This window comes from Burkholderia sp. AU15512, from assembly GCF_002223325.1.
Taxonomy (GTDB): Bacteria; Pseudomonadota; Gammaproteobacteria; order Burkholderiales; family Burkholderiaceae; genus Burkholderia.
Window position 1 is genome coordinate 281373 of sequence record NZ_NKEX01000001.1, and the last position, 19433, is coordinate 300805.

Genomic DNA, 19433 nt, shown 5'->3' on the forward strand with positions numbered 1-19433 from the left:
GCGCCGGGGCAGGCTCAGCCGCGGCCGGCGACCCACCGGGCGGTCGCTTCGGCAACCCGCCGGCCGAATGCCTTGCCGGTCTCGAGGTCGCCCGGCAGCGGGCCTTCGTCGGGCGTCGAATCCGCCGGCGACTGCGCGAGCAGGCCCGTCGAGCCGCCCAGGTAGTTGATGTCGTTGCGCGTGGCCGCCTTCGAGTTGGCCGGCATCAGGCTCGTGCCGACCCACACCATCCCATGCTGCATCGACAGCGTGACGAAATATTGAATCGTCGAGAACTTGTCGCCGTTCATCGTCGCGGAGTTCGTGAAGCCCGCGGCGATCTTGTCCTTCCATTTCTGCGTGAACCACGCTTTCGACGTCGCGTCGGCAAACTGCTTGAACTGCGCCGACGGGCCGCCCATGTAGGTCGGCGCGCCGAAGACGATCGCGTCGGCCGCGTCGAGCGCGGCCCAGCCCGCGTCGTCGACGTCGCCGACGGCGAGCAGGCGCACGGTCGCGCCGGCGTCCTGCGCGCCCGCGTGCACGGCCTCGGCCAGTTTCTGCGTGTGACCGTAGCCGCTGTGATAGACGATGACGATGTTCGACATGAAGCGTTCTCCGGAAAGGAACGGGAACGGCGGACCGCAGGCTCGCCGCGTCACGCGTCGCCGGTGGGCGGCGCGACGGATCCGCGGCATGGCGCCGCGACCGGTGACGACGAGTCTAGCAAGCCGAAATGACGGGAGAACGCGTGAGCGCGGAGAACACCATTTCGCGGCGGCCGGCAATCGCGGTGGCGTGCGATGCCTGGCGCCCCATGCGCGTTACTGCCCGTAGTTGACCGTGAGTTGCGCGGTACCGATCGCCAGCGTGCCGATCTCGTGTTCGAACATCGGCGCGGGGCGGCCCTGCGCGACGCGCAGGTCGTCGCCCTTGAGCGCATAGACGGTGATCACGTAGCGGTGCGGCTTGCCCGGCGGCGGGCACGGGCCGCCGTAGCCGTCGATCCCGAAGTCGTTGCGCGCCTCGCTCGCGCCGATGCGCCGCAGGAACCCGGACGCGCTCGCGTCGGCGGGCAGGCTCGTGACCGTCGCCGGAATGCCCGCCACCGCCCAGTGCCACCAGCCGTGCCCCGGCGCATCGGGATCGAAGACCGTGACCGCATAGCCGCGCGTGCCGGCCGGCGGGTTGTGCCAGGCGAGCTGCGGCGAGTGGTTGCCGCCCTTGCAGTCGCCGCGGTCGAACACGTTCGCGGCGCGGACGCGCCCGCCCGGCGTCAGGTCGTCGCTCGTCACGGTGAACGGGCCTTCCGCATGCGCGGGCAGGGCGGAGAGGGCGGCGGCGTAAAGGAGGGCGGCGAGGAACGGCGACGGGCGACCCGATGGCGCAGGCGGAGTGATCCGGCGATCCACACGCATATGGCGCTTCTCCCGTCACGTGGGCCGGACCGATGCGTCCGGCATTGTTGGCGTAGTGCGTTGCCTGCGCAGCTGATGGCAGCGATGGATCAAGTCTAGCATTAGGGTTCGATGAGCGATGCACGCCGCGACGCGAGGTCGCGATCGTTTCCCGCACGAATCGGCGGACGCAAATTCGACGGACGAAAAAAAGCCGCCCGCGATGAAGCGGGCGGCTCGTTCAGCCAGGACGCCGGCCGGCGGGCCGGCGCGGCGTCAGTCCTTCGGGGACGTTGCGCCGCCGTGCGCAGCCGACCACTCGGCCGGTGCGTGCAGGAATTTCTCGACTTCGTCGAGCGTCTTCGTCTCGAAGTAGCCCGAGGCCTTCGCGACGCGCAGCACGTCCCACCACGTGGCGAGCGCGTGCAGGTCGACGTCGATGTCCTTCAGGACCGACACGCTTTCCTTGAAGATGTTGTAGTGGAACAGCACGAAGCAGTGGTTCACCGTCGCGCCGGCGGTGCGCAGCGCGTTGACGAAGTTGATCTTGCTGCGGCTGTCGGTCGTCAGGTCTTCCACCAGCAGCACGCGCGAGCCCTCTTCCAGATGGCCTTCGATCTGCGCGTTGCGGCCGAAACCCTTCGGCTTTTTGCGCACGTACTGCATCGGCACCATCATCCGGTCGGCGATCCAGGCCGCGAACGGGATGCCGGCCGTTTCGCCGCCCGCCACCGCGTCGATCTGCTCGAAGCCGATATCGCGCGTGATCGTCGTTTCAGCCATTTCCATCAGCGCGCGGCGCACGCGCGGATACGAAATCAGCTTGCGGCAGTCGATATAGACGGGGCTTGCCCAGCCGGACGTGAAGATGAACGGTTTTTCTGCGTTGAAGTGCACTGCCTGTACTTCGAGCAGGATTTTGGCGGTCGTATCCGAGATCGACTGACGATCGTAGCCTGTCATGGGCATTCCTTGGGTGATGAGCGAAGAGCGGGCGCGGGCCCGGTGGCGCAGCAAGGGGAACCTGCCCAGGGGGCCGGGGCGCGATCGGAGGGCCAATCGCATCGCTGCGCGCGTAGCCCGCTATTTTACCCGATTCAGGCGGGTTTTCGGCGGAATTCGCGCGGGTTCGCCGCGCGGCTCACCACCGGCGAAACAAGCGGGGCCGGATCGCTCGCACGCTGATGCGGAGGATGCGGCGCTGCACCAACATGCGTCATTTAGGGGGTGTACACTAGGCGGCCCTTAGAAATCGTTCAGTACTTTGTACTTTCCTCTTGCCACCCGCCAAGGTTCGATGGCGTGCCGACCCGGCGCGTCGCGTGCCGTCTCGCAGTCGACCACCCCCTCGATTCAAGCAGACGCGGCCGAAGGTGCTGCGTACTGAACCGTCAATATTTCGCATGTCTCTCGCAGGTCAATCATGGACGAACAACTGAAGCAGGCCGCACTCGCTTATCACCTGAACCCGAAACCCGGCAAGATTTCGGTCACCCCGACCAAGCCGCTGTCGAACCAGCTCGATCTGTCGCTCGCGTATTCGCCGGGCGTCGCCGCAGCGTGCGAAGCGATCCACGCCGATCCGCTCGACGCGCAGAAGTACACGTCGCGCGGCAACCTCGTCGGCGTGATCACGAACGGCACCGCCGTGCTCGGCCTCGGCAACATCGGCCCGCTCGCCGCGAAGCCGGTGATGGAAGGCAAGGGCTGCCTCTTCAAGAAATTCGCGGGCATCGACGTGTTCGACATCGAACTGTCGGAGTCCGACCCCGACAAGCTCGTCGAGGCGATCGCGATGCTCGAGCCGACGCTCGGCGGCATCAACCTCGAGGACATCAAGGCGCCGGAATGCTTCTACATCGAGCAGAAGCTGCGCGAGCGCATGAAGATCCCCGTCTTCCACGATGACCAGCACGGCACCGCGATCATCGCGTCGGCCGCGATCCTGAACGGCCTGAAGGTCGTCGGCAAGAAGCTGTCCGAAGTGAAGCTCGTGTGCTCGGGCGCGGGCGCGGCAGCGATCGCGTGTCTGGACCTGCTGGTGAACCTCGGCCTGACGAAGTCGAACATCCTCGTCGCCGATTCGAAGGGCGTGATCTACGAAGGGCGCGGCAACCTCGATCCGTCGAAGCAGCGCTATGCGGCGACCACCGACGCACGCACGCTCGCCGACGCGATCGTCGGCGCGGACGTGTTCCTCGGCTGCTCGAGCGCGGGCGTGCTGAAGCAGGACATGGTCAAGACGATGGGCGACCGCCCGCTGATCCTGGCGCTCGCGAACCCGGAACCGGAAATCCGTCCGGAAGACGCGAAGGCCGTGCGTCCGGACGCGATCGTCGCGACGGGCCGTTCGGACTACCCGAACCAGGTCAACAACGTGCTGTGCTTCCCGTTCATCTTCCGCGGCGCGCTCGACGTCGGCGCGACGACGATCACGGAAGAAATGAAGCTCGCGTGCGTGCGCGCGATCGCCGAGCTGGCGCAGGAAACCGACCAGAGCGAGGAAGTCGCGAAGGCGTATGAAGGCCACTCGCTCGAATTCGGGCCGGACTACCTGATTCCGAAGCCGTTCGACCCGCGCCTGATCATCAAGATCGCGCCGGCCGTCGCGCAAGCCGCGATGGATTCGGGCGTCGCCACCCGCCCGATCCAGGACATGGACGCGTACCGCGAGCAGCTCGGCGCGACCGTCTACCGCACCGGCATGGTGATGCGTCCGGTGTTCGCCACCGCGAAGCAGAAGCAGGCCCGCATCGTGTTCGCCGAGGGCGAAGACGAGCGCGTGCTGCGTGCCGCGCAGTTCGTGCTGCAGGAAAAGATCGCGAAGCCGATCCTCGTCGGCCGTCCGTCGGTCATCGACATGCGCCTCGCGAAGATCGGCTCGAAGCTGAAGGCCGGCACCGATTTCGAGATCGTCGATCCGGAAGACGATGCGCGCTACCACCGCTACTGGCAGGCGTATCAGGAGATCGGCGCGCGCGACGGCGTGACGCCGGAAGTCGCGAAGGCCGCGATGCGCAAGTTCAACACGCTGATCGGCGCGATGCTCGTGCATCTGGGCGACGCGGACGGGATGATCTGCGGGATGATCGACACGTTCCACAGCCACCTGAAGTTCATCGAGCAGGTGCTGGGCCGTGCGAAGGGCGCCGAGCACTTCGCGGCGATGAACCTGCTGATGCTGCCGGGCCGCAACCTGTTCGTGTGCGATACGTACGTGAACGAGCTGCCGAGCGCCGAACAGCTCGCCGACATGACGATCCAGGCCGCGGCCGAGATCGAGCGCTTCGGCATTGTGCCGAAGGCTGCGCTGCTGTCGAACTCGAACTTCGGCAGCGCGCCGTCGGCGTCGTCGCGCCGGATGGGCGAAGCCCGCAAGCTGATCGTCGAACGTGCGCCGAACCTGGAAGTCGACGGCGAAATGCACGGCGACGCGGCGCTGTCGGAACTGATCCGCAAGCAGGCCTTCCCCGGCACGACGCTGTCGGGCGAGGCGAACCTGCTGATCATGCCGAACGTCGAAGCGGCGAACATCGCGTACAACCTGCTGAAGATGGTCGGCGGCGAAGGCGTGACGGTCGGCCCGTTCCTGCTCGGCGCGGCGAAGCCGGCTCACATCCTGACGCCGGCCGCGACCGTGCGCCGGATCATCAACATGACGGCCGTTGCCGCCGCGAACGTGAACACGAAGTAAAGTCACGCCCGCGTGTGCCGCGCTTCACGCGCGGCGCAATGAAAAACGCCACGGAACCTGCGTTCCGTGGCGTTTTTTTTCGTGAAGCGACGTGAGCGGATAGCCGCTCACCAGCGGGCATCCGGCCGCGAATGCCCGCCGCGTGCCGTTACGCGACCTGCTGGTGCGACTGGCCGCCGGCCGGTGAGCGCCATTTCGCGAGCAGCGTGTCCCATTTCACCCGTACCGCGCGCAGGTTGTTCTCCTTCACGTGGCCATAGCCGCGAATGCCGTCCGGCAGCGCCGCGAGCTCGAGGGCGAGCGGGCGGTTGGCCGCGTTCAGCTTGGCGAGCACCTCGCCGATCAGCGCTTCGTACTCGCCGATCAGCGCGCGCTCGGTGCGACGCTCGTCGGTACGGCCGAACGGGTCGAGCCCAGTGCCGCGCAGGAACTTCGCCTTCGCGAGCAGCCGGAACGCCGACATCATCCACGGGCCGTACGCCTTCTTCACGAGATGGCCGTGGGCGTCCGTCTTCGCGAACAGCGGCGGCGCGAGGTGGAATTTCAGCTTCCAGTCGCCTTCGAACTGCGCGGTCAGGCGCGCGAGGAACGCCGGATCGGACTGCAGCCGCGCGACCTCGTATTCGTCCTTGTACGCCATCAGCTTGAACAGGTTGCGCGCGACCGCTTCGGTCAGCTGCTCCTGCACCGTGTCGCCGTCCGCCAGCGCACGCTCGGCCGCGCGCACCTTGTCGACGAACGCCGCATAGCGTGCTGCGTACGCGGCATTCTGGTACGCGGTGAGGAATTCCACGCGCTTCGCGATCAGCGCGTCGACCGCCTTCTTCGTGTGCAGCGAAATCACCGTGGCGCCTTGCACGGGGCGCGCGTCGCCGGCCGCGGCCTGCTTCACGCTCGCCAGGTCGTACGCGGCGCGGCGGCCCCAGTCGAAGGCCGCACGGTTCTTCTCGACCGATACCGCATTCAGCTCGATCGCGCGCACCAGCGACGCGAGCGTGAGCGGCAGCCAGCCCTTTTGCCACGCGTAGCCGAGCACGAACGGGTTCGTGTAGATCGCGTCGCCGAGCAGCGCGACCGCGAAGCGGTTCGCGTCGATGAAATCGACGGCTTCGCCCGCCGCCGCGCGGATGTCGTTTTCCGCGGACAGGCCGGGGAACGACCAGTTCGGGTTCTTGATGAACTCGGCGGTCGGCGTCTGCGCGCTGTTGACGACCACGCGCGTCGTGTCGTGCCGCATCCGCGACGTGCATTCGTCGCCGGCCGTGACGATCGCGTCGCAGCCGATCACGAGGTCGGCTTCGCCCATCGCGATCCGCGTTGCGTGGATGTCGGTCGGCGCGTGCGAGATCTGCACGTGGCTCATCACGGCGCCGCCCTTCTGCGCGAGGCCGGTGACGTCGAGCACGGTCACGCCCTTGTTTTCCAGGTGCGCGGCCATCCCGAGCAGTGCGCCGATCGTGACGACGCCCGTGCCGCCGACGCCCGTGACGAGCACGCCGTAGGCGCGGTCGATGTCCGGCAGCGTCGGTTCGGGGATCGGCGGCAGTGCGTTGCCGTCGACCGACACGGCCTTCGGCTTCTTCATCTGGCCGCCCTCGACGGTGACGAAGCTCGGGCAGAAGCCCTTCACGCACGAGAAGTCCTTGTTGCAGCTCGACTGATTGATCTGGCGCTTCGTGCCGAATTCGGTTTCCAGCGGCTCGACCGACAGGCAGTTCGACTGCACCGAGCAGTCGCCGCAGCCTTCGCACACCGCGTCGTTGATCACGACGCGCTTGGCCGGGTCCGGGTACGTGCCGCGTTTGCGGCGGCGGCGTTTCTCGGTCGCGCAGGTCTGGTCGTAGATCAGGATCGTCGTGCCTTCGATCTCGCGCAGCTCGCGCTGCACGTCGTCGAGCTGGTCGCGGTGATGGATCGTCACGCCCGGCGCGAGCAGCGCCTTCTGGCTGTCGTACTTCTCCGGCTCGTCGGTGACGATCACGATCTTCTTCGCGCCTTCGGACGCGAGCTGGTGCGTGATCTGCGGCACCGTCAGCACGCCGTCGACCGGCTGGCCGCCCGTCATCGCGACCGCGTCGTTGTAGAGGATCTTGTAGGTGATGTTCGCTTTCGACGAGATCGCCGCGCGCACGGCCAGCAGGCCCGAGTGGAAATAGGTGCCGTCGCCGAGGTTCGCGAACACGTGCTTCTCGTCCGTGAACGGCGCCTGGCCGATCCACGGCACACCTTCGCCGCCCATCTGGCTGAAGGTGCTCGTGCTGCGGTCCATCCACACGGTCATGTAGTGGCAGCCGATGCCGGCGATCGCGCGCGAGCCTTCCGGCACGTTGGTCGACGTGTTGTGCGGGCAGCCCGAGCAGAACCACGGCTTGCGCTCGGTCTGCACGTGCGGCTTCGCGAGCGCCATTTCCTTCGCGTTGATCACGGCGAGGCGCGCGGCGATGCGTGCCCGCACGTCGGACGGCAGCTCGAACTTCTCGAGGCGCGTCGCGATCGCCTTCGCGATGATCGCCGGCGACAGCTCGTAGTGCGCGGGCAGCAGCCAGTTGCCCATCGGCACCGACCATTCGCCGCCGGCGCCGTCCTTCTCGTCGAACTTGCCGAACACGCGCGGACGTTGCCCGTCGGGCCAGTTGTACAGCTCTTCCTTGATCGCGTATTCGAGGATCTGGCGCTTTTCCTCGACGACGAGGATTTCGTCGAGCCCGCGCGCGAACGCCTGCGCGCCCTGCGCTTCGAGCGGCCACACGCAGCCGACCTTGTAGAGCCGGATGCCGATCCGCGCGCAGGTTTCGTCGTCGAGGCCGAGGTCGGTCAGGGCCTGACGTACGTCGAGGTACGCCTTGCCGCCGGTCATGATCCCGAAGCGCGCGCTCGGAGAATCGATCTCGATGCGATCGAGCTTGTTCGCACGCACGTAGGCGAGCGCCGCATACCACTTGTAGTCGAGCAGCCGTGCTTCCTGCACGAGCGGCGGGTCGGGCCAGCGGATGTTCAGCCCGCCTTCCGGCAGGATGAAGTCGGTCGGCAGCACGATCTCGGTGCGATGCGGGTCGATGTCGACCGATGCCGACGATTCGACTACGTCCGTCACGCACTTGAGCGCGACCCACAGGCCCGAGTAGCGGCTCATCGCCCAGCCGTGCAGGCCGAAATCGAGATATTCCTGCACGTTGGACGGGAACAGCACCGGCAGCCCGCAGGCCTTGAAGATGTGTTCGGACTGGTGCGCGAGCGTTGACGATTTCGCCGCGTGGTCGTCGCCGGCGAGCACCAGCACGCCGCCGTGCTGCGACGAGCCGGCCGAGTTTGCGTGCTTGAACACGTCGCCCGTGCGGTCGACGCCCGGGCCCTTGCCGTACCACATGCCGAACACGCCGTCGTGCTTCGCGCCGGGGTACAGGTTCACCTGCTGCGAGCCCCACACGGCGGTGGCGGCGAGATCTTCGTTGAGGCCGGGCTGGAAGACGATCTGGTGGGCGGCCAGGTGCTGCTTGGCTTTCCAGAGCGACAGATCGAGACCGCCGAGCGGCGAACCCCGATAGCCGGAGATGAAGCCGGCGGTATTGAGACCGGCGGCGCGATCGCGTTCCTGCTGGAGCATCGGCAGGCGCACGAGGGCCTGGATGCCGCTCATGTACGCGCGGCCGCGTTCCAGTGTGTATTTGTCGTCAAGCGTGACGGACTTCAGCGCGGCTTCTAGCGATGCGCGTTGGCCTGCGTCTAGCGGGGCATTCATTAACTGTCTCCTCCACCCAGTTTGGGATCACCAAAACTCGACTGCTTCAGGCGTCTTGTGGACGCGTCTGCAGTGGCCGGCATATTGGCCGGTTTTAAGCGATGGTAGCACTGGGGCAAACCCGCCGCCCATCGGGTTGGAATGCGGGGGAATTGCGGCGGCGCATCAGAAAAACAGGGCGGAACCATGCGTTACATCATGTAAAAGCATGTAAAGCCGGCCCCATCTTCGTGCAAACGCCGTTAATCTTGTCGGCCTGCCGGAGGTGCCCGGTCGCGTTGGCTTGTTTCGACGCAATCGGGGAGGCGCCGGCAGTTTTACAGGAGGTGCAATGAACACACGTCATATCCAGAGTTTCCTGATCGTGTCCGCCGCGTTTTTCTCGATGACCGGCCCGGTGCACGCGCGAGGCGCGAGCGCACTGGCGGCCGCCGGCGCGCAGATGCAGCAGATCGTGCCGGCCCAGGACGCCGTCGCGCAGCCGTCGGCCGAGCGCGCCGTCGAGTCGAAGGCGAACGCGCGTTGATCCGCTCGCGCGGCCTGCGGGCCGCGCCGGAATGCAAAAAGGGCGGGAATCCGAGGATTCCCGCCCTTTTTCTTTGCGCCGCCGGATCGTGCGGGCTGCCGGGTTGCCCCGGGCAGCCGCCCGCCGGATGCGTCAGGCCTTGTCCTGTACGACGCCGCGGCGGATCTGGTCGAGTTCGATCGATTCGAACAGTGCCTTGAAGTTGCCTTCGCCGAAGCCCTGGTTGCCCTTGCGCTGGATGATCTCGAAGAAGATCGGCCCGATCTGGTTTTCGGTGAAGATCTGCAGCAGCAGGTCGTCGCGTGCGCCGTCGATCAGGATCTTGCGCTTTTTCAGTTCGTCCAGCGATTCGCCGTGGTTCGGCACGCGGCGGTCGACCAGTTCGTAATACGTGTCGATCGTGTCGAGCAGCTTCACTTCCTTGCTGCGCAGGCCATCGACCGCCTGGTAGATGTCGGCGGCGCCGAGCGCGATGTGCTGGATGCCTTCGCCGTGGTACGCGTCGAGGTATTCCTGGATCTGGCCGGCCGTATCCGAGCCTTCCTCGTTGATCGGGATGCGGATCTTGCCGCACGGCGACGTCATCGCCTTCGACTTCACGCCCGTCACCTTGCCTTCGATGTCGAAGTAACGCACTTCGCGGAAGTTGAACAGGCGTTCGTAGAACTCGGCCCATTCCTGCATGCGGCCGCGATGCACGTTGTGCGTCAGATGGTCGATGTAGGTGAGGCCGTGGCCGACCGGGTTCGGGTTCGCGCCGACGATCGGCTCGAAGTCGACGTCATAGATGCTGATGTCGCCGATGGCGCCCGGTTGCGCGCCGTTCTTGCCGCGCCAGCGGTCGACGAAATAGATCAGCGAATCGCCGATGCCCTTGATCGCCGGGATGTTCAGCTCCATCGGGCCGGTCTTGTTGTCGAAGCCCCATGCGCCGAGTTCCAGCGCGTGCTGGTACGCCTTCGCGGCGTCCTGCACGCGGAACGCGATCGCGCAGATCGACGGGCCGTGCAGGCGCGCGAAGCGTTGTGCGAACGAATCGGGTTCGGCGTTGATGATGAAGTTGATGTCGCCCTGGCGGTACACCGTCACGTCCTTGTGGCGGTGGCGCGCGATCGCGGTGAAACCCATCCGTTCGAACAGTTGTCCGAGCGCTTTCGGGTCCGGTGCCGTGTATTCGATGAATTCGAAGCCGTCGGTGCCGACGGGGTTGTCCCAGTTCGGGATCTGCATGGCGTGTCTCCTGTGGGGGCGATCGGCCGGGGCGATGTGCGCAGGCCCGGCCTGGTTCGATGTCGAACGTCGCGCACGCGGTGGCGTGCGCGACGCATCGGTACGTGCGACAAAGTGTAGCGGGCAGCCGCGAGTGTAAACTTGCGAACTTAATTGCCCGAACCTACGATGGCGCAATTTCCCGTCTCAAATCATTCATTGGAGGGCAGAAGATGGCGCAAGCCGAATTGGATGCCATCGACCGGCGGATTCTCGCGATTCTTCAGGAGAACGGGCGCCTGTCGAACCAGGAGATCGCCGAGCGCGTGAACCTGTCGCCGAGCCCGTGCCTGCGGCGGATCCGGCGGCTCGAGGAAATCGGCGTGATCACCGGTTATGTCGCGCTGCTGGATCCGCAGAAGCTCGGGCTCGACCTGCTCGCGTACGTGAGCGTGCGGCTCGAGAAGCGTGGCGGCCTGGCGCCGGCGCGGGCCGACGAAACGTCGGCGCGCGCAGGCGCGACCCATGCGGAGCTGTTTCGCGCGGCCGTGCAGACCTGGCCGGAAGTGGTCGCGTGCCACGCGATGACGGGGGACATGGATTACCTGCTGCGCGTGCAGGTCGAGGACATGGCGCATTTCTCCCGCTTCGTGCAGGAGCATCTGCTGCATCACCCGTCGGTGATCGACGTGAAGACGAGCTTTTCGCTCGAATGCTTCAAGGAGACGACGGCGTTGCCGATTCGTTCGGTGCGCTAGTGCGCGGCGGGGAAGGGAGGGGCCGGGCGCGCGGCAGGCGCGGCCCGGCTGGCTGAAGTTACGCCGTCAGCGCGGCGGGCATCAGCGATTCGATGAACTTCGTGGTGCGGCGCGCCTGGCGCTTCATCGCGTAGTCGAACACCGCGGCCTGCTCCTGCAGCATCTCGGCGATGATCGTCGAGTGGTCGGCCGGCGGCAGCGACAGGTACGCATCGGCTTCGCCGTACGCGTACTCGATCCGCATCCCGGATTTCTTCGCGATGTGCATCATCGTCGCGTTACGCGACAGGCAGTGCATGTACAGCATCGTCACGTGCGTGTTGCGGCTGCGGATCGCCGCGCGCTCGAACAGCTTCGAGCCGACGCCGCGGCCGCGTGCGCTTTCGAGCACCGACACGCCGAATTCGGCCGTGCGCTTGTCGCCCTCGGCCGGCAGGTAGGCCAGGTGGCCGACGCCGATCAGTTCGAGGTCGTGGTCGAACACGCCGAACACGGTGTCGCGGCCGAAGTCGATCGTGCGGACATAATTCTCGATCACGTGGTCGGGCACCATCTGGCCGAAGCGCAGCAGGCGGTCCTCTTCGTCGAGCGAGAGAAAGTGGGTGAGCATCTGCTCACGGTCTTTGGAAGCCAGTTCCCTGACGAGAACCGGCGCACTGCCGACCGTGCCGACAACTTCGGCAGGGCCGTTGAATTGCGTGTTCATCGTGGGTTCCTCAGTGTGGGTGCACAAGCGGGTTGTGCAATGCAACAGCATTTTACCCGAGCGAGGTTGGGGAAAACCCGTATTTGACGTTATTTGTGCCGAGGGGAAATTCTAAAACCGCTTAGTTCATTCTGTAAGTTATTGATTTTAAGCGAATTTAAAATTCATCATATGAAATGCGCGGCGGGCAGCCGCAGTGTGCCCGTCACGCAACGCTTGCTGCTGCGCGTCATTCAGGCGGCCGTCGACAGCCCGCGCTCGATCAGGTCGATCACCTGCTCGGCGAAGTCGCGGTAGCCGAGGCGGCCGCCGGGCTTCAGCCATGTGAACGTCCAGTTGATCATCCCGAACACCATCATCGTCACGGACGTCTGGTTTTCCTTCGAGATGCGGTCCGGATACGCGCGTGCGAGCTGCCGCGTGAACGCCGCGACGATGTCGCGCTGGCGGTCGAGCACGATTTCGCGCTGCGCGTCCTCGAGATACTTCACGTCGTTGAGCAGCGCGACGTGCCGGCTGTGCGACGTCTCGTATTCGGCGAGGAACGCACGCACCAGCTCGGCGAACGCGTCGCGCTCGCTGAGGCCGCGTCGCTGGCTCGCCCCTTCGACCTCGGCGATGATCAGCATCAGCCGTTTCGTGTAGCGGTCGAGCAGGTCGAACAGGATCGCTTCCTTGCTCTCGTAATAGTGATAGAGGCGCGCCTTCGACGTGCCGCTCGCGGTCGCGAGATCGGACATCGACGTGCTCGGGTAGCTCGTCTGCGCGAATTTCTCGGCGGCCAGATCGAGGATCTGCTCGCGCTGGGATTCGTGGTCGGGCGCTCGGGTACGGGCCATGGTCGAATGGGGAAGATTAGCGGTGCGGGGTGGCCGTGCGGGCCGCGCGCACCTGCGTGGAAGAGAGGGCGTCGGGCGCGTCGTCCTGCAGCTCGAGCCGGCCGGTCGCCGCGAGTTCGCGGCAGCGCCACCAGGCGATCGAGTCGCTGACGAACAGCCCGCCGCGGTCGGCGTCGGCCATGATGCTGCCGACGAGGCGCGCCGCGGGCCGCCAGGCGGTTTCCGCGCGCGCGACGATCAGCGCGTCGAGGTCCTCATAGTAGCCGCTCTTGATGGTGTTGCTGACCCAGTAGCGCAGCTCGGCGTTCAGGTGCTTCGCCTCCTGCCATTCGAGCGCGAGGCGGCCGATGCGCAGCACCGAGATTGGCGCGGCCACCGGGCGCTTGCGCGCCAGCTCGGCCGGCGAGAACATGCCGGTCGCGCACGCCTGGTCGGTGCGCGATAGCGCCGCGCGCTGCGCCGAGTCGAGATCGGCGGCCGACAGACGCACTTCGTTCAGGCGTTGCGGGACGTTGCGCAGGTGATAGGCGACGCGGCGCAGCAGCAGCTTGTCGCCGACGCTCGGCGCATGCCATACGACCACCTGGCCGGTATCCGTCGCGAGCTGGTCGAGGCGCGCGAACTCGCCTTCGATCTCCGCGTTCCAGTCGGGAATCTGGTCGCCGAGCACGCGCTGCCAGAAGGCGGCGCGCGTGTCGGGCGTCTCGTCGGCGCCCTTGAGCGGCCCGACGCCGAGATCGTCGAGCAATCCGACGACGCGCTCGTCGCGTCCGGCTTGCGCGAGTGCCTCGTGCAGCGACGCGGCGGCGGTGCCGCCCTGAATCAAATGAATGGTACTCATCGGCCTGTCGTCAACAAAAGAAAACCGCCGGCCGGGCGGACGTTGCGATGTCCAGCCGGCCGGCGGCCCCTAGTGTAAGCGAGATGTGTGACGGCGAGAAACCGCCCGGCGCCGCGACGCGACGTCGCTCAACGCTCGTCGTAGCTCACGACGACCTTGTCGCTGACCGGGTGGCACTGGCACGTGAGCACGAAGCCGTCCTTCACTTCATGCTCTTCGAGCGTGTAGTTCTTCTCCATCCGCACTTCGCCCTCGAGCACCTTCGCGCGGCACGTACAGCACACACCGCCCTTGCACGCGTACGGCAGCGCGAGGCCCGCGCGCAGGCCGACATCGAGCAGGCTCACGCCTTCGTACGGCAGGCGCAGCTTGCGCTTCTTGCCGTCGAGCACGATTTCGAGGTCGGCGGCCGGGGTCTGGTCGGTGATTTCGACGATCGGCGCGCCGGCCTGCGGCAACGGTGTGCCGAAGCGCTCGACGTGCACCTTCGCCTGCGGCACGCCGGCCGCCTTCAGCGCGGCCTCGGCTGCATCCATCATCGGCGCGGGGCCGCAGATGAATGCCTCGTCGATCGCGTCGGCCGGCATCAGCGTGTCGAGGAATTCCGCGCATTTCGCCTGGTCGAGCACGCCGTTGAACAGCGCGACGTCCTGCTGGTCGTCCGACAGCACGTGATAGAGGACGAAGCGGTTCATGTAGCGGTTCTTCAGGTCCTCGAGCTCCTCCGCGAACATGATCGCGTCGACGCTGCGGTTGCCGTAGATCAGCGTGAACGTGCTGCGCGGCTCGAGTTCGAGCGTCGTCTTCACGATCGCGAGCACCGGCGTGATGCCGGAGCCGCCTGAAAACGCGACGTACTGCTTGCCGTGATCGGCGTTCAGGTGCGTGAAGAACCGGCCGTCCGGCGTCATCACGTCGATCGTGTGCCCCGGCTTGAGCGAGTCGAACGCGAAGTTCGAGAAGCGGCCGCCGCGCACCCGCTTGATGCCGATGCGCAGTTCGCCGTCACGATCGTAGTCCGTCGTCCCGACGCAGATCGAATACGAGCGGCGCGTTTCCTCGCCGTCGATGTGGGTCTTCAGCGTGACGAACTGGCCCTGCGTGAAGCGGTACGCATCGCGCAGCTCGGGCGGCACGTCGAAGGAGACGGTGACGGCGTCGGCGGTCTCGGGCCGCACGTCGCGGATACGCAGCGGATGAAATTGCGGGGTCGCCATATCGATTAATAAGGTTTGAAGTAGTCGAAGGGTTCGCGGCAGTCGACGCAGCGATACAGCGCCTTGCAGGCCGTGGACGCGAATTGCGCGAGACGCTCGGTACGGGCGGAGCCGCAGCGCGGGCACGCGGGTGCCGCGACCGGTCGCGGCACGAAGCGCACGACGTTTTCCCGCGGCGCGGCGGTGCCGCACTGGCCGACCGGCGGCGCGATGCCGTACGCGCGCAGCTTGTCGCGTGCTTCTTGCGTGATCCAGTCGGTCGTCCACGCGGGCGCGAGTACTGTCTCGATCCGGTGCGGCGGAAGGTCCGCGGCCTGCAGCGCGGCGGCGATGTCCTCCGCGATCTGCGACATGGCCGGGCAGCCCGAGTAGGTCGGCGTGATGACGACCTCGAGCTGGCCGTCGTCTCCGAGGCGGACGTCGCGCAGGATGCCGAGCTCGCGGATCGACACGACCGGGATCTCGGGGTCGGGCACGGCTTCGAGCACGTCCCAGGCACGGGCGAGCAGCGGGTCGGCGTGGCGCGCGACGGGCACGGCGTTGGCGGGGGCGGTCTGGACGGACATCGTCGGGCTCCGTTGGGCGGGGGGCGGCCGGTTACCAGCTCGCGCCGGGATGCTGGCGTGCGAGGCTCTGCAGTTCCGCGAGCAGGTAGCCCATGTGCTCCGAGTGCTCGCCCTGCTTGCCGGTCGTCACATGCTGCACGGGGGCCGGCAGCGTGAGCGTCGCTTCCGCGAGCGCGTCGTCCACGTCCGCGCGCCATGCTGCTTCGAGCGTGGCCGGTGCGGGGGCGATGCCCGCGGCGGCGACCGCGTCGTCGATTGCATCGGCAGCGAAGAATTCGCGCGTGTACGGCGTCAGGTAGTCGAGCGCGTTCTGCGCGCGGCGGTGCGATTCGTCGGTGCCGTCGCCGAGGCGAACCAGCCACTCGCGTGCGTGCTGAAAGTGATAGCGGGTTTCCTTCACCGATTTCGCGGCGATCGCGGCGAGCTGCGTGTCGGTCGACGTTTCGAGTGCGGTCCACACGTGCAGCATCAGCGCCGAGTACAGGAAGTTGCGCACGATCGTGACCGCGTAGTCGTTGTCGGCGTGCGCGGTGCCGGCGATCGGGCCGTAGTGCGGCAGCTCGGCGAGCGTGAAGTTCGCGAACTCGCGCTCCGTGCGGAAGTACGCGTAGTCGTCCTCGGTCTTCGTCGCGCCGGTGAGCTGGCGCTCGAGTTCGGCCGCGTGCGTGTACAGCATGCGCGCCTGGCCGATGAGGTCGAGGCTCATGTTGGTGAGCGCGATGTCTTCCTCGAGAATCGGGCCGTGGCCGCACCATTCGGCGTTGCGCTGACCGAGGATCAGCGTGGTGTCCGCGAGGCGCAGCACGTAGGAGAGGTGTTCGGGCGTGATCGTCATGGCGCGGGCGTTACATGTGGTTGACTTCGTCGGGCAACGTGTAGAACGTCGGGTGACGGTAGATCTTGTCGCCCGCCGGTTCGAACAGCTCCGCCTTCTCGTTCGGATCCGACGCGGTAATGGCCGACGACGGCACCACCCAGATGCTCACGCCTTCCTGGCGGCGCGTGTAGACGTCGCGCGCCATGCGCAGCGCCATCGATGCGTCGGCGGCGTGTAGGCTGCCGCAATGCTTGTGGTCGAGCCCCTGCTTGCTGCGCACGAACACTTCCCAGATCGGCCATTCCTTGTTCATCACTTTCTCCTCAATCCTGAATTCGATGGTGTGCCGCCGCTCAGGCGGCGTGCTGTTCGGCGCGGGCGCGGCGCTTGGCTTCGTGGGCGAGTGCGGCTTCGCGCACCCATGCGCCGTTCTCGTGCGCTTTCACGCGGGTCGCGAGGCGTTCCTTGTTGCACGGGCCGTCGCCGTTGACCACGCGCCAGAATTCGTCCCAGTCGATCGTGCCGTAGTCGTGATGGCCGCGCGCCTCGTTCCACTTCAGGTCGGGGTCGGGCAGCGTCACGCCGAGCACCTTCGCCTGGTCGACCGTCGCGTCGACGAACTTCTGCCGCAGATCGTCGTTCGAGATCCGCTTGATGCCCCATTTCGCGGACTGGTTGCTGTGGACCGAATCGGCGTCGCTCGGGCCGAACATCATCAGCACCGGCCACCACCAGCGGTTCACGGCCTGCTGGACCATTGCGCGTTGCGCGTCGGTGCCCTTCATCATCGACAGCAGTGCGTCGAAACCCTGGCGCTGGTGGAACGATTCTTCCTTGCACACGCGGATCATGGCGCGCGCGTACGGGCCGTACGTGCAGCGGCACAGCGGAATCTGGTTCATGATCGCGGCGCCGTCGACGAGCCAGCCGATCACGCCGACGTCGGCCCAGGTGGGCGTCGGGTAATTGAAGATGCTCGAGTATTTCGCCTTGCCGGCGAGCAGTGCGTCGATCAGCGAATCGCGCGATACGCCGAGCGTTTCGGCCGCGCTATAAAGATAGAGGCCGTGACCGGCTTCGTCCTGGACCTTCGCGAGCAGGATCGCCTTGCGCTTCAGGCTCGGTGCGCGTGAGATCCAGTTGCCTTCGGGCAGCATGCCCACGACTTCCGAGTGCGCGTGCTGCGAGATCTGGCGAACCAGCGTCTTGCGATAGGCATCGGGCATCCAGTCCTGCGGTTCGATCTTACCGTCGGCGGCCATGGCCGCATCGAACCGCGCCTGCTCGGGCGACTCGGCTGCGGCGTCGAGCGGCGCGACGTTGCCTGGGATGTCGAGGGATTGCGTGTACATGGCGAAGCTCTCGTCCGGTTGAATGTGTGCGAAGTATAAACCAACCGACCGGTCGGTTAATATATTTCTTGCGGATTTGCGGCGAGACTCGGGTAAACGAGAGACGTCGGGGCGCGATCGGGCGGCGTGACGGCGATCCGGCGCGTGGGGTTCGCGTCTTCTGCGGCACAATGCCCGCTTTCGACGAGGATTTTGCCGATGTCATTTCGAAGCAGTATCGCCGCGGCAGTGCTGGGTGCCGCCGTCTTTGTCTCGCCGCTCGTGGCCTCGGCCTCGGCCGCTCCGGCTGGATGGGTGGCGGCGTGGGCGACCGCGCTGCAGCCGATCCCCGACCTTGCCGCACCGCCGCCGCTTTATCGTGCGCCCGACGTGTCCGGGCGGGCCGTGCGCCAGATCGTCTATCCGACGGTGTCGGGGCGTGCCGCGCGGATCCGCGTCAGCAATGCCTACGGCCGTGCGCCGCTGGTCGTCGAGGCGGCGAGTCTCGCGCGCGCAGGCGACGGGGCGGCGCTTGCTGGTGCGGTGGCGCCGATTCGGTTCGGCGGCAAGGCGTCGGTGACGCTTGCGCCGGGCCAGGAACTCGAAAGCGATCCGGTGACGATCGATGTGGCGGCCGGGCGGCCGTATGCGATCAGCCTCCAGATCGGGGCGAATCAGCGGATGACGGTCTGGCACCGCGTGTCGAACCAGTTCAATTACGTGTCTGCACCGGGTGATCACGTGAGTGATCCGGGCGCCGCCGCGTTCCGCACCCGTTTTACCCAATACGCATGGGTGAGCGAGTTCGCGGTCGAGGCTGGTTCGGCGCGCGCCAGCGTAGCGGCGATCGGCGATTCGATCACCGACGGACTGCGCTCGAGCGTGAACCGGAATCGCCGCTGGCCGGACGCACTAGCGCGTCGGCTGACCGCTTCTGGCGTGGAGTCGATCGGCGTCGCGAACCTTGGTATCAGCGGAAACCGGCTGCTCAGCGATTCGGCGTGCTACGGCACGTCGCTGGCGTCGCGGTTCGAGCGTGATGCACTGTCGCGCGCGGGGGTGAAGGCGGCGATCGTGCTGATCGGGATCAACGACATCAACTTCGCCGCGATGCCGCCGCGCGCGGGGCTCGATTGCGACCACCCGCATACGCAGGTCACGGCTGCATCTTTGATCGACGGCTACCGCCGGCTGATTGAAGCGGCGCACCGCCAGGGCGTGAAGGTCTTCGGCGCGACGCTGACGCCAGCCGGGCTGCCGGAGGGGCGCGAGGCGATCCGGCTCGAGGTGAACCGGTGGATCCGGAGTGGTGGCGGGTTCGATGGCGTGGTCGACTTCGATGCTGTGCTGCGCGATCCGGCGCGCCCGAGCGTGCTGCAGCGTCGATACGATAGTGGGGACGGCATTCATCCGAGCGACGCCGGCTACGCCGCGATGGCCGACGCGGTGCCGGTCGAGCAACTACAGGCTGCGGTGATCGGCAAGTGACGCGCTTCTATATATAGAGGGAAGTGGTTGCCGGCAACGCGTAGGTCAGTGGCACCACTTGGCCCGTCGAGCCCCAAGCCCCCGTGCGCGCCAGCGCACGGGGGCTTTTTCAAAATATTTTCACAAAGGGCTTGCGGAGACGGGGGCGGGTGCTTAGAATCACGCCTCTTTCGCGCTAACGGAAACGCAGCGCGGGAGAAGGGAAGCAGGGTTGGCGGTGTGCTGGAGTCTGGAGCGCGCAACTGGCCTGGAAGTTGAGCCCCGCAGTCGCAACGATGTAGTGTAAAAAGTTGTTGACGAATTGCGAAACACGGTTCATAATCTCG

17 protein-coding genes are annotated in these 19433 nt (G+C 66.4%); 4 read left to right on the plus strand and 13 right to left on the minus strand.

Translation table 11 applies throughout. From position 1 onward, the window contains the following. Positions 1-14: 14 nt before the first annotated feature. The 3 genes from CFB43_RS01335 to CFB43_RS01345 all read right to left on the minus strand — a co-directional run bounded on the left by CFB43_RS01335 (position 15) and on the right by CFB43_RS01345 (position 2339). Entirely contained in the window at positions 15-587 is a 573-nt protein-coding gene (locus CFB43_RS01335; protein ID WP_039366855.1) for a flavodoxin family protein, read from the minus strand. 216 nt (positions 588-803) lie between these two features. Next, positions 804-1397, minus strand: a complete 594-nt coding sequence (locus CFB43_RS01340; protein WP_089493924.1) for a YbhB/YbcL family Raf kinase inhibitor-like protein — start codon at positions 1395-1397, stop codon at positions 804-806. Positions 1398-1652: 255 nt separating this feature from the next. Further along, positions 1653-2339 (minus strand): orotate phosphoribosyltransferase, encoded by a 687-nt coding sequence (locus CFB43_RS01345; RefSeq protein ID WP_011350651.1) that lies wholly within the window; start codon positions 2337-2339, stop codon positions 1653-1655. 460 nt (positions 2340-2799) lie between these two features. Between CFB43_RS01345 and CFB43_RS01350 the strand changes: the two genes are divergently transcribed. Next, positions 2800-5070: an NADP-dependent malic enzyme gene (locus CFB43_RS01350; protein ID WP_089493925.1), complete on the plus strand. Its 2271-nt coding sequence runs from the start codon at positions 2800-2802 to the stop codon at positions 5068-5070. Between the two features lie 148 nt (positions 5071-5218). Here CFB43_RS01350 and CFB43_RS01355 read toward each other — a convergent pair whose 3' ends face one another. Continuing rightward, a complete protein-coding gene (locus CFB43_RS01355) occupies positions 5219-8809 on the minus strand; it encodes an indolepyruvate ferredoxin oxidoreductase family protein (RefSeq protein WP_089493926.1) in 3591 nt (1196 codons plus the stop codon). Between the two features lie 331 nt (positions 8810-9140). On the opposite strand from CFB43_RS01355, the gene CFB43_RS01360 reads away from it, so the two are divergent. Then, positions 9141-9335 (plus strand): hypothetical protein, encoded by a 195-nt coding sequence (locus CFB43_RS01360; RefSeq protein WP_046547411.1) that lies wholly within the window; start codon positions 9141-9143, stop codon positions 9333-9335. Positions 9336-9467: 132 nt separating this feature from the next. Here the strand turns inward: CFB43_RS01360 and hppD are convergent, their stop codons facing one another. Continuing rightward, the gene (gene hppD / locus CFB43_RS01365; protein ID WP_089493927.1) at positions 9468-10565 is read right to left on the minus strand and encodes a 4-hydroxyphenylpyruvate dioxygenase; all 1098 of its coding nucleotides are present in this window, start codon (positions 10563-10565) and stop codon (positions 9468-9470) included. A gap of 212 nt (positions 10566-10777) precedes the next feature. Between hppD and CFB43_RS01370 the strand changes: the two genes are divergently transcribed. Continuing rightward, entirely contained in the window at positions 10778-11302 is a 525-nt protein-coding gene (locus CFB43_RS01370) for an Lrp/AsnC family transcriptional regulator (protein ID WP_059608511.1), read from the plus strand. Between the two features lie 58 nt (positions 11303-11360). On the opposite strand, the gene CFB43_RS01375 is transcribed toward CFB43_RS01370, so the two are convergent. The 8 genes from CFB43_RS01375 to paaA form a co-directional block, all read right to left on the minus strand. Continuing rightward, complete coding sequence (locus CFB43_RS01375; protein ID WP_039366876.1) at positions 11361-12008, minus strand: GNAT family N-acetyltransferase; 648 nt, start codon at positions 12006-12008, stop codon at positions 11361-11363. A 233-nt stretch (positions 12009-12241) separates the two neighbouring features. After that, positions 12242-12847: a TetR/AcrR family transcriptional regulator gene (locus CFB43_RS01380; RefSeq protein ID WP_006482923.1), complete on the minus strand. Its 606-nt coding sequence runs from the start codon at positions 12845-12847 to the stop codon at positions 12242-12244. A 16-nt stretch (positions 12848-12863) separates the two neighbouring features. Further along, positions 12864-13688, minus strand: coding sequence for a DUF1835 domain-containing protein (locus tag CFB43_RS01385; RefSeq protein ID WP_089493928.1), 825 nt, complete (start codon positions 13686-13688; stop codon positions 12864-12866). 128 nt (positions 13689-13816) lie between these two features. Continuing rightward, on the minus strand, positions 13817-14905 hold the full coding sequence (gene paaE, locus CFB43_RS01390) for a 1,2-phenylacetyl-CoA epoxidase subunit PaaE (protein WP_089493929.1): 1089 nt from the start codon (positions 14903-14905) through the stop codon (positions 13817-13819). 5 nt (positions 14906-14910) lie between these two features. Continuing rightward, positions 14911-15471 carry a 1,2-phenylacetyl-CoA epoxidase subunit PaaD gene (gene paaD / locus CFB43_RS01395; RefSeq protein WP_089493930.1) on the minus strand — a complete coding sequence of 187 codons (561 nt, stop codon included), beginning with the start codon at positions 15469-15471 and terminating at the stop codon, positions 14911-14913. A gap of 31 nt (positions 15472-15502) precedes the next feature. Then, entirely contained in the window at positions 15503-16306 is an 804-nt protein-coding gene (paaC, locus tag CFB43_RS01400; protein WP_089493931.1) for a 1,2-phenylacetyl-CoA epoxidase subunit PaaC, read from the minus strand. A 10-nt stretch (positions 16307-16316) separates the two neighbouring features. Continuing rightward, positions 16317-16601, minus strand: coding sequence for a 1,2-phenylacetyl-CoA epoxidase subunit PaaB (gene paaB / locus CFB43_RS01405; RefSeq protein ID WP_010092957.1), 285 nt, complete (start codon positions 16599-16601; stop codon positions 16317-16319). Positions 16602-16641: 40 nt separating this feature from the next. After that, a complete protein-coding gene (gene paaA / locus CFB43_RS01410; protein ID WP_089493932.1) occupies positions 16642-17640 on the minus strand; it encodes a 1,2-phenylacetyl-CoA epoxidase subunit PaaA in 999 nt (332 codons plus the stop codon). Positions 17641-17838: 198 nt separating this feature from the next. Here paaA and CFB43_RS01415 point away from each other — a divergent pair, with 198 nt between their 5' ends. After that, positions 17839-19107, plus strand: coding sequence for an SGNH/GDSL hydrolase family protein (locus CFB43_RS01415; protein WP_089493933.1), 1269 nt, complete (start codon positions 17839-17841; stop codon positions 19105-19107). The last annotated feature ends 326 nt before the right edge of the window (positions 19108-19433 follow it).

Coding starts and splice junctions, on each gene's coding strand:
- CFB43_RS01335 (WP_039366855.1), bottom strand. CDS start 587: ATGTCGAACATCGTCATCGTCTATCACAGCGGCTACGGTCACACGCAG.
- CFB43_RS01340 (WP_089493924.1), bottom strand. CDS start 1,397: ATGCGTGTGGATCGCCGGATCACTCCGCCTGCGCCATCGGGTCGCCCG.
- CFB43_RS01345 (WP_011350651.1), bottom strand. CDS start 2,339: ATGACAGGCTACGATCGTCAGTCGATCTCGGATACGACCGCCAAAATC.
- CFB43_RS01350 (WP_089493925.1), top strand. CDS start 2,800: ATGGACGAACAACTGAAGCAGGCCGCACTCGCTTATCACCTGAACCCG.
- CFB43_RS01355 (WP_089493926.1), bottom strand. CDS start 8,809: ATGAATGCCCCGCTAGACGCAGGCCAACGCGCATCGCTAGAAGCCGCG.
- CFB43_RS01360 (WP_046547411.1), top strand. CDS start 9,141: ATGAACACACGTCATATCCAGAGTTTCCTGATCGTGTCCGCCGCGTTT.
- hppD (WP_089493927.1), bottom strand. CDS start 10,565: ATGCAGATCCCGAACTGGGACAACCCCGTCGGCACCGACGGCTTCGAA.
- CFB43_RS01370 (WP_059608511.1), top strand. CDS start 10,778: ATGGCGCAAGCCGAATTGGATGCCATCGACCGGCGGATTCTCGCGATT.
- CFB43_RS01375 (WP_039366876.1), bottom strand. CDS start 12,008: ATGAACACGCAATTCAACGGCCCTGCCGAAGTTGTCGGCACGGTCGGC.
- CFB43_RS01380 (WP_006482923.1), bottom strand. CDS start 12,847: ATGGCCCGTACCCGAGCGCCCGACCACGAATCCCAGCGCGAGCAGATC.
- CFB43_RS01385 (WP_089493928.1), bottom strand. CDS start 13,688: ATGAGTACCATTCATTTGATTCAGGGCGGCACCGCCGCCGCGTCGCTG.
- paaE (WP_089493929.1), bottom strand. CDS start 14,905: ATGGCGACCCCGCAATTTCATCCGCTGCGTATCCGCGACGTGCGGCCC.
- paaD (WP_089493930.1), bottom strand. CDS start 15,471: ATGTCCGTCCAGACCGCCCCCGCCAACGCCGTGCCCGTCGCGCGCCAC.
- paaC (WP_089493931.1), bottom strand. CDS start 16,306: ATGACGATCACGCCCGAACACCTCTCCTACGTGCTGCGCCTCGCGGAC.
- paaB (WP_010092957.1), bottom strand. CDS start 16,601: ATGAACAAGGAATGGCCGATCTGGGAAGTGTTCGTGCGCAGCAAGCAG.
- paaA (WP_089493932.1), bottom strand. CDS start 17,640: ATGTACACGCAATCCCTCGACATCCCAGGCAACGTCGCGCCGCTCGAC.
- CFB43_RS01415 (WP_089493933.1), top strand. CDS start 17,839: ATGTCATTTCGAAGCAGTATCGCCGCGGCAGTGCTGGGTGCCGCCGTC.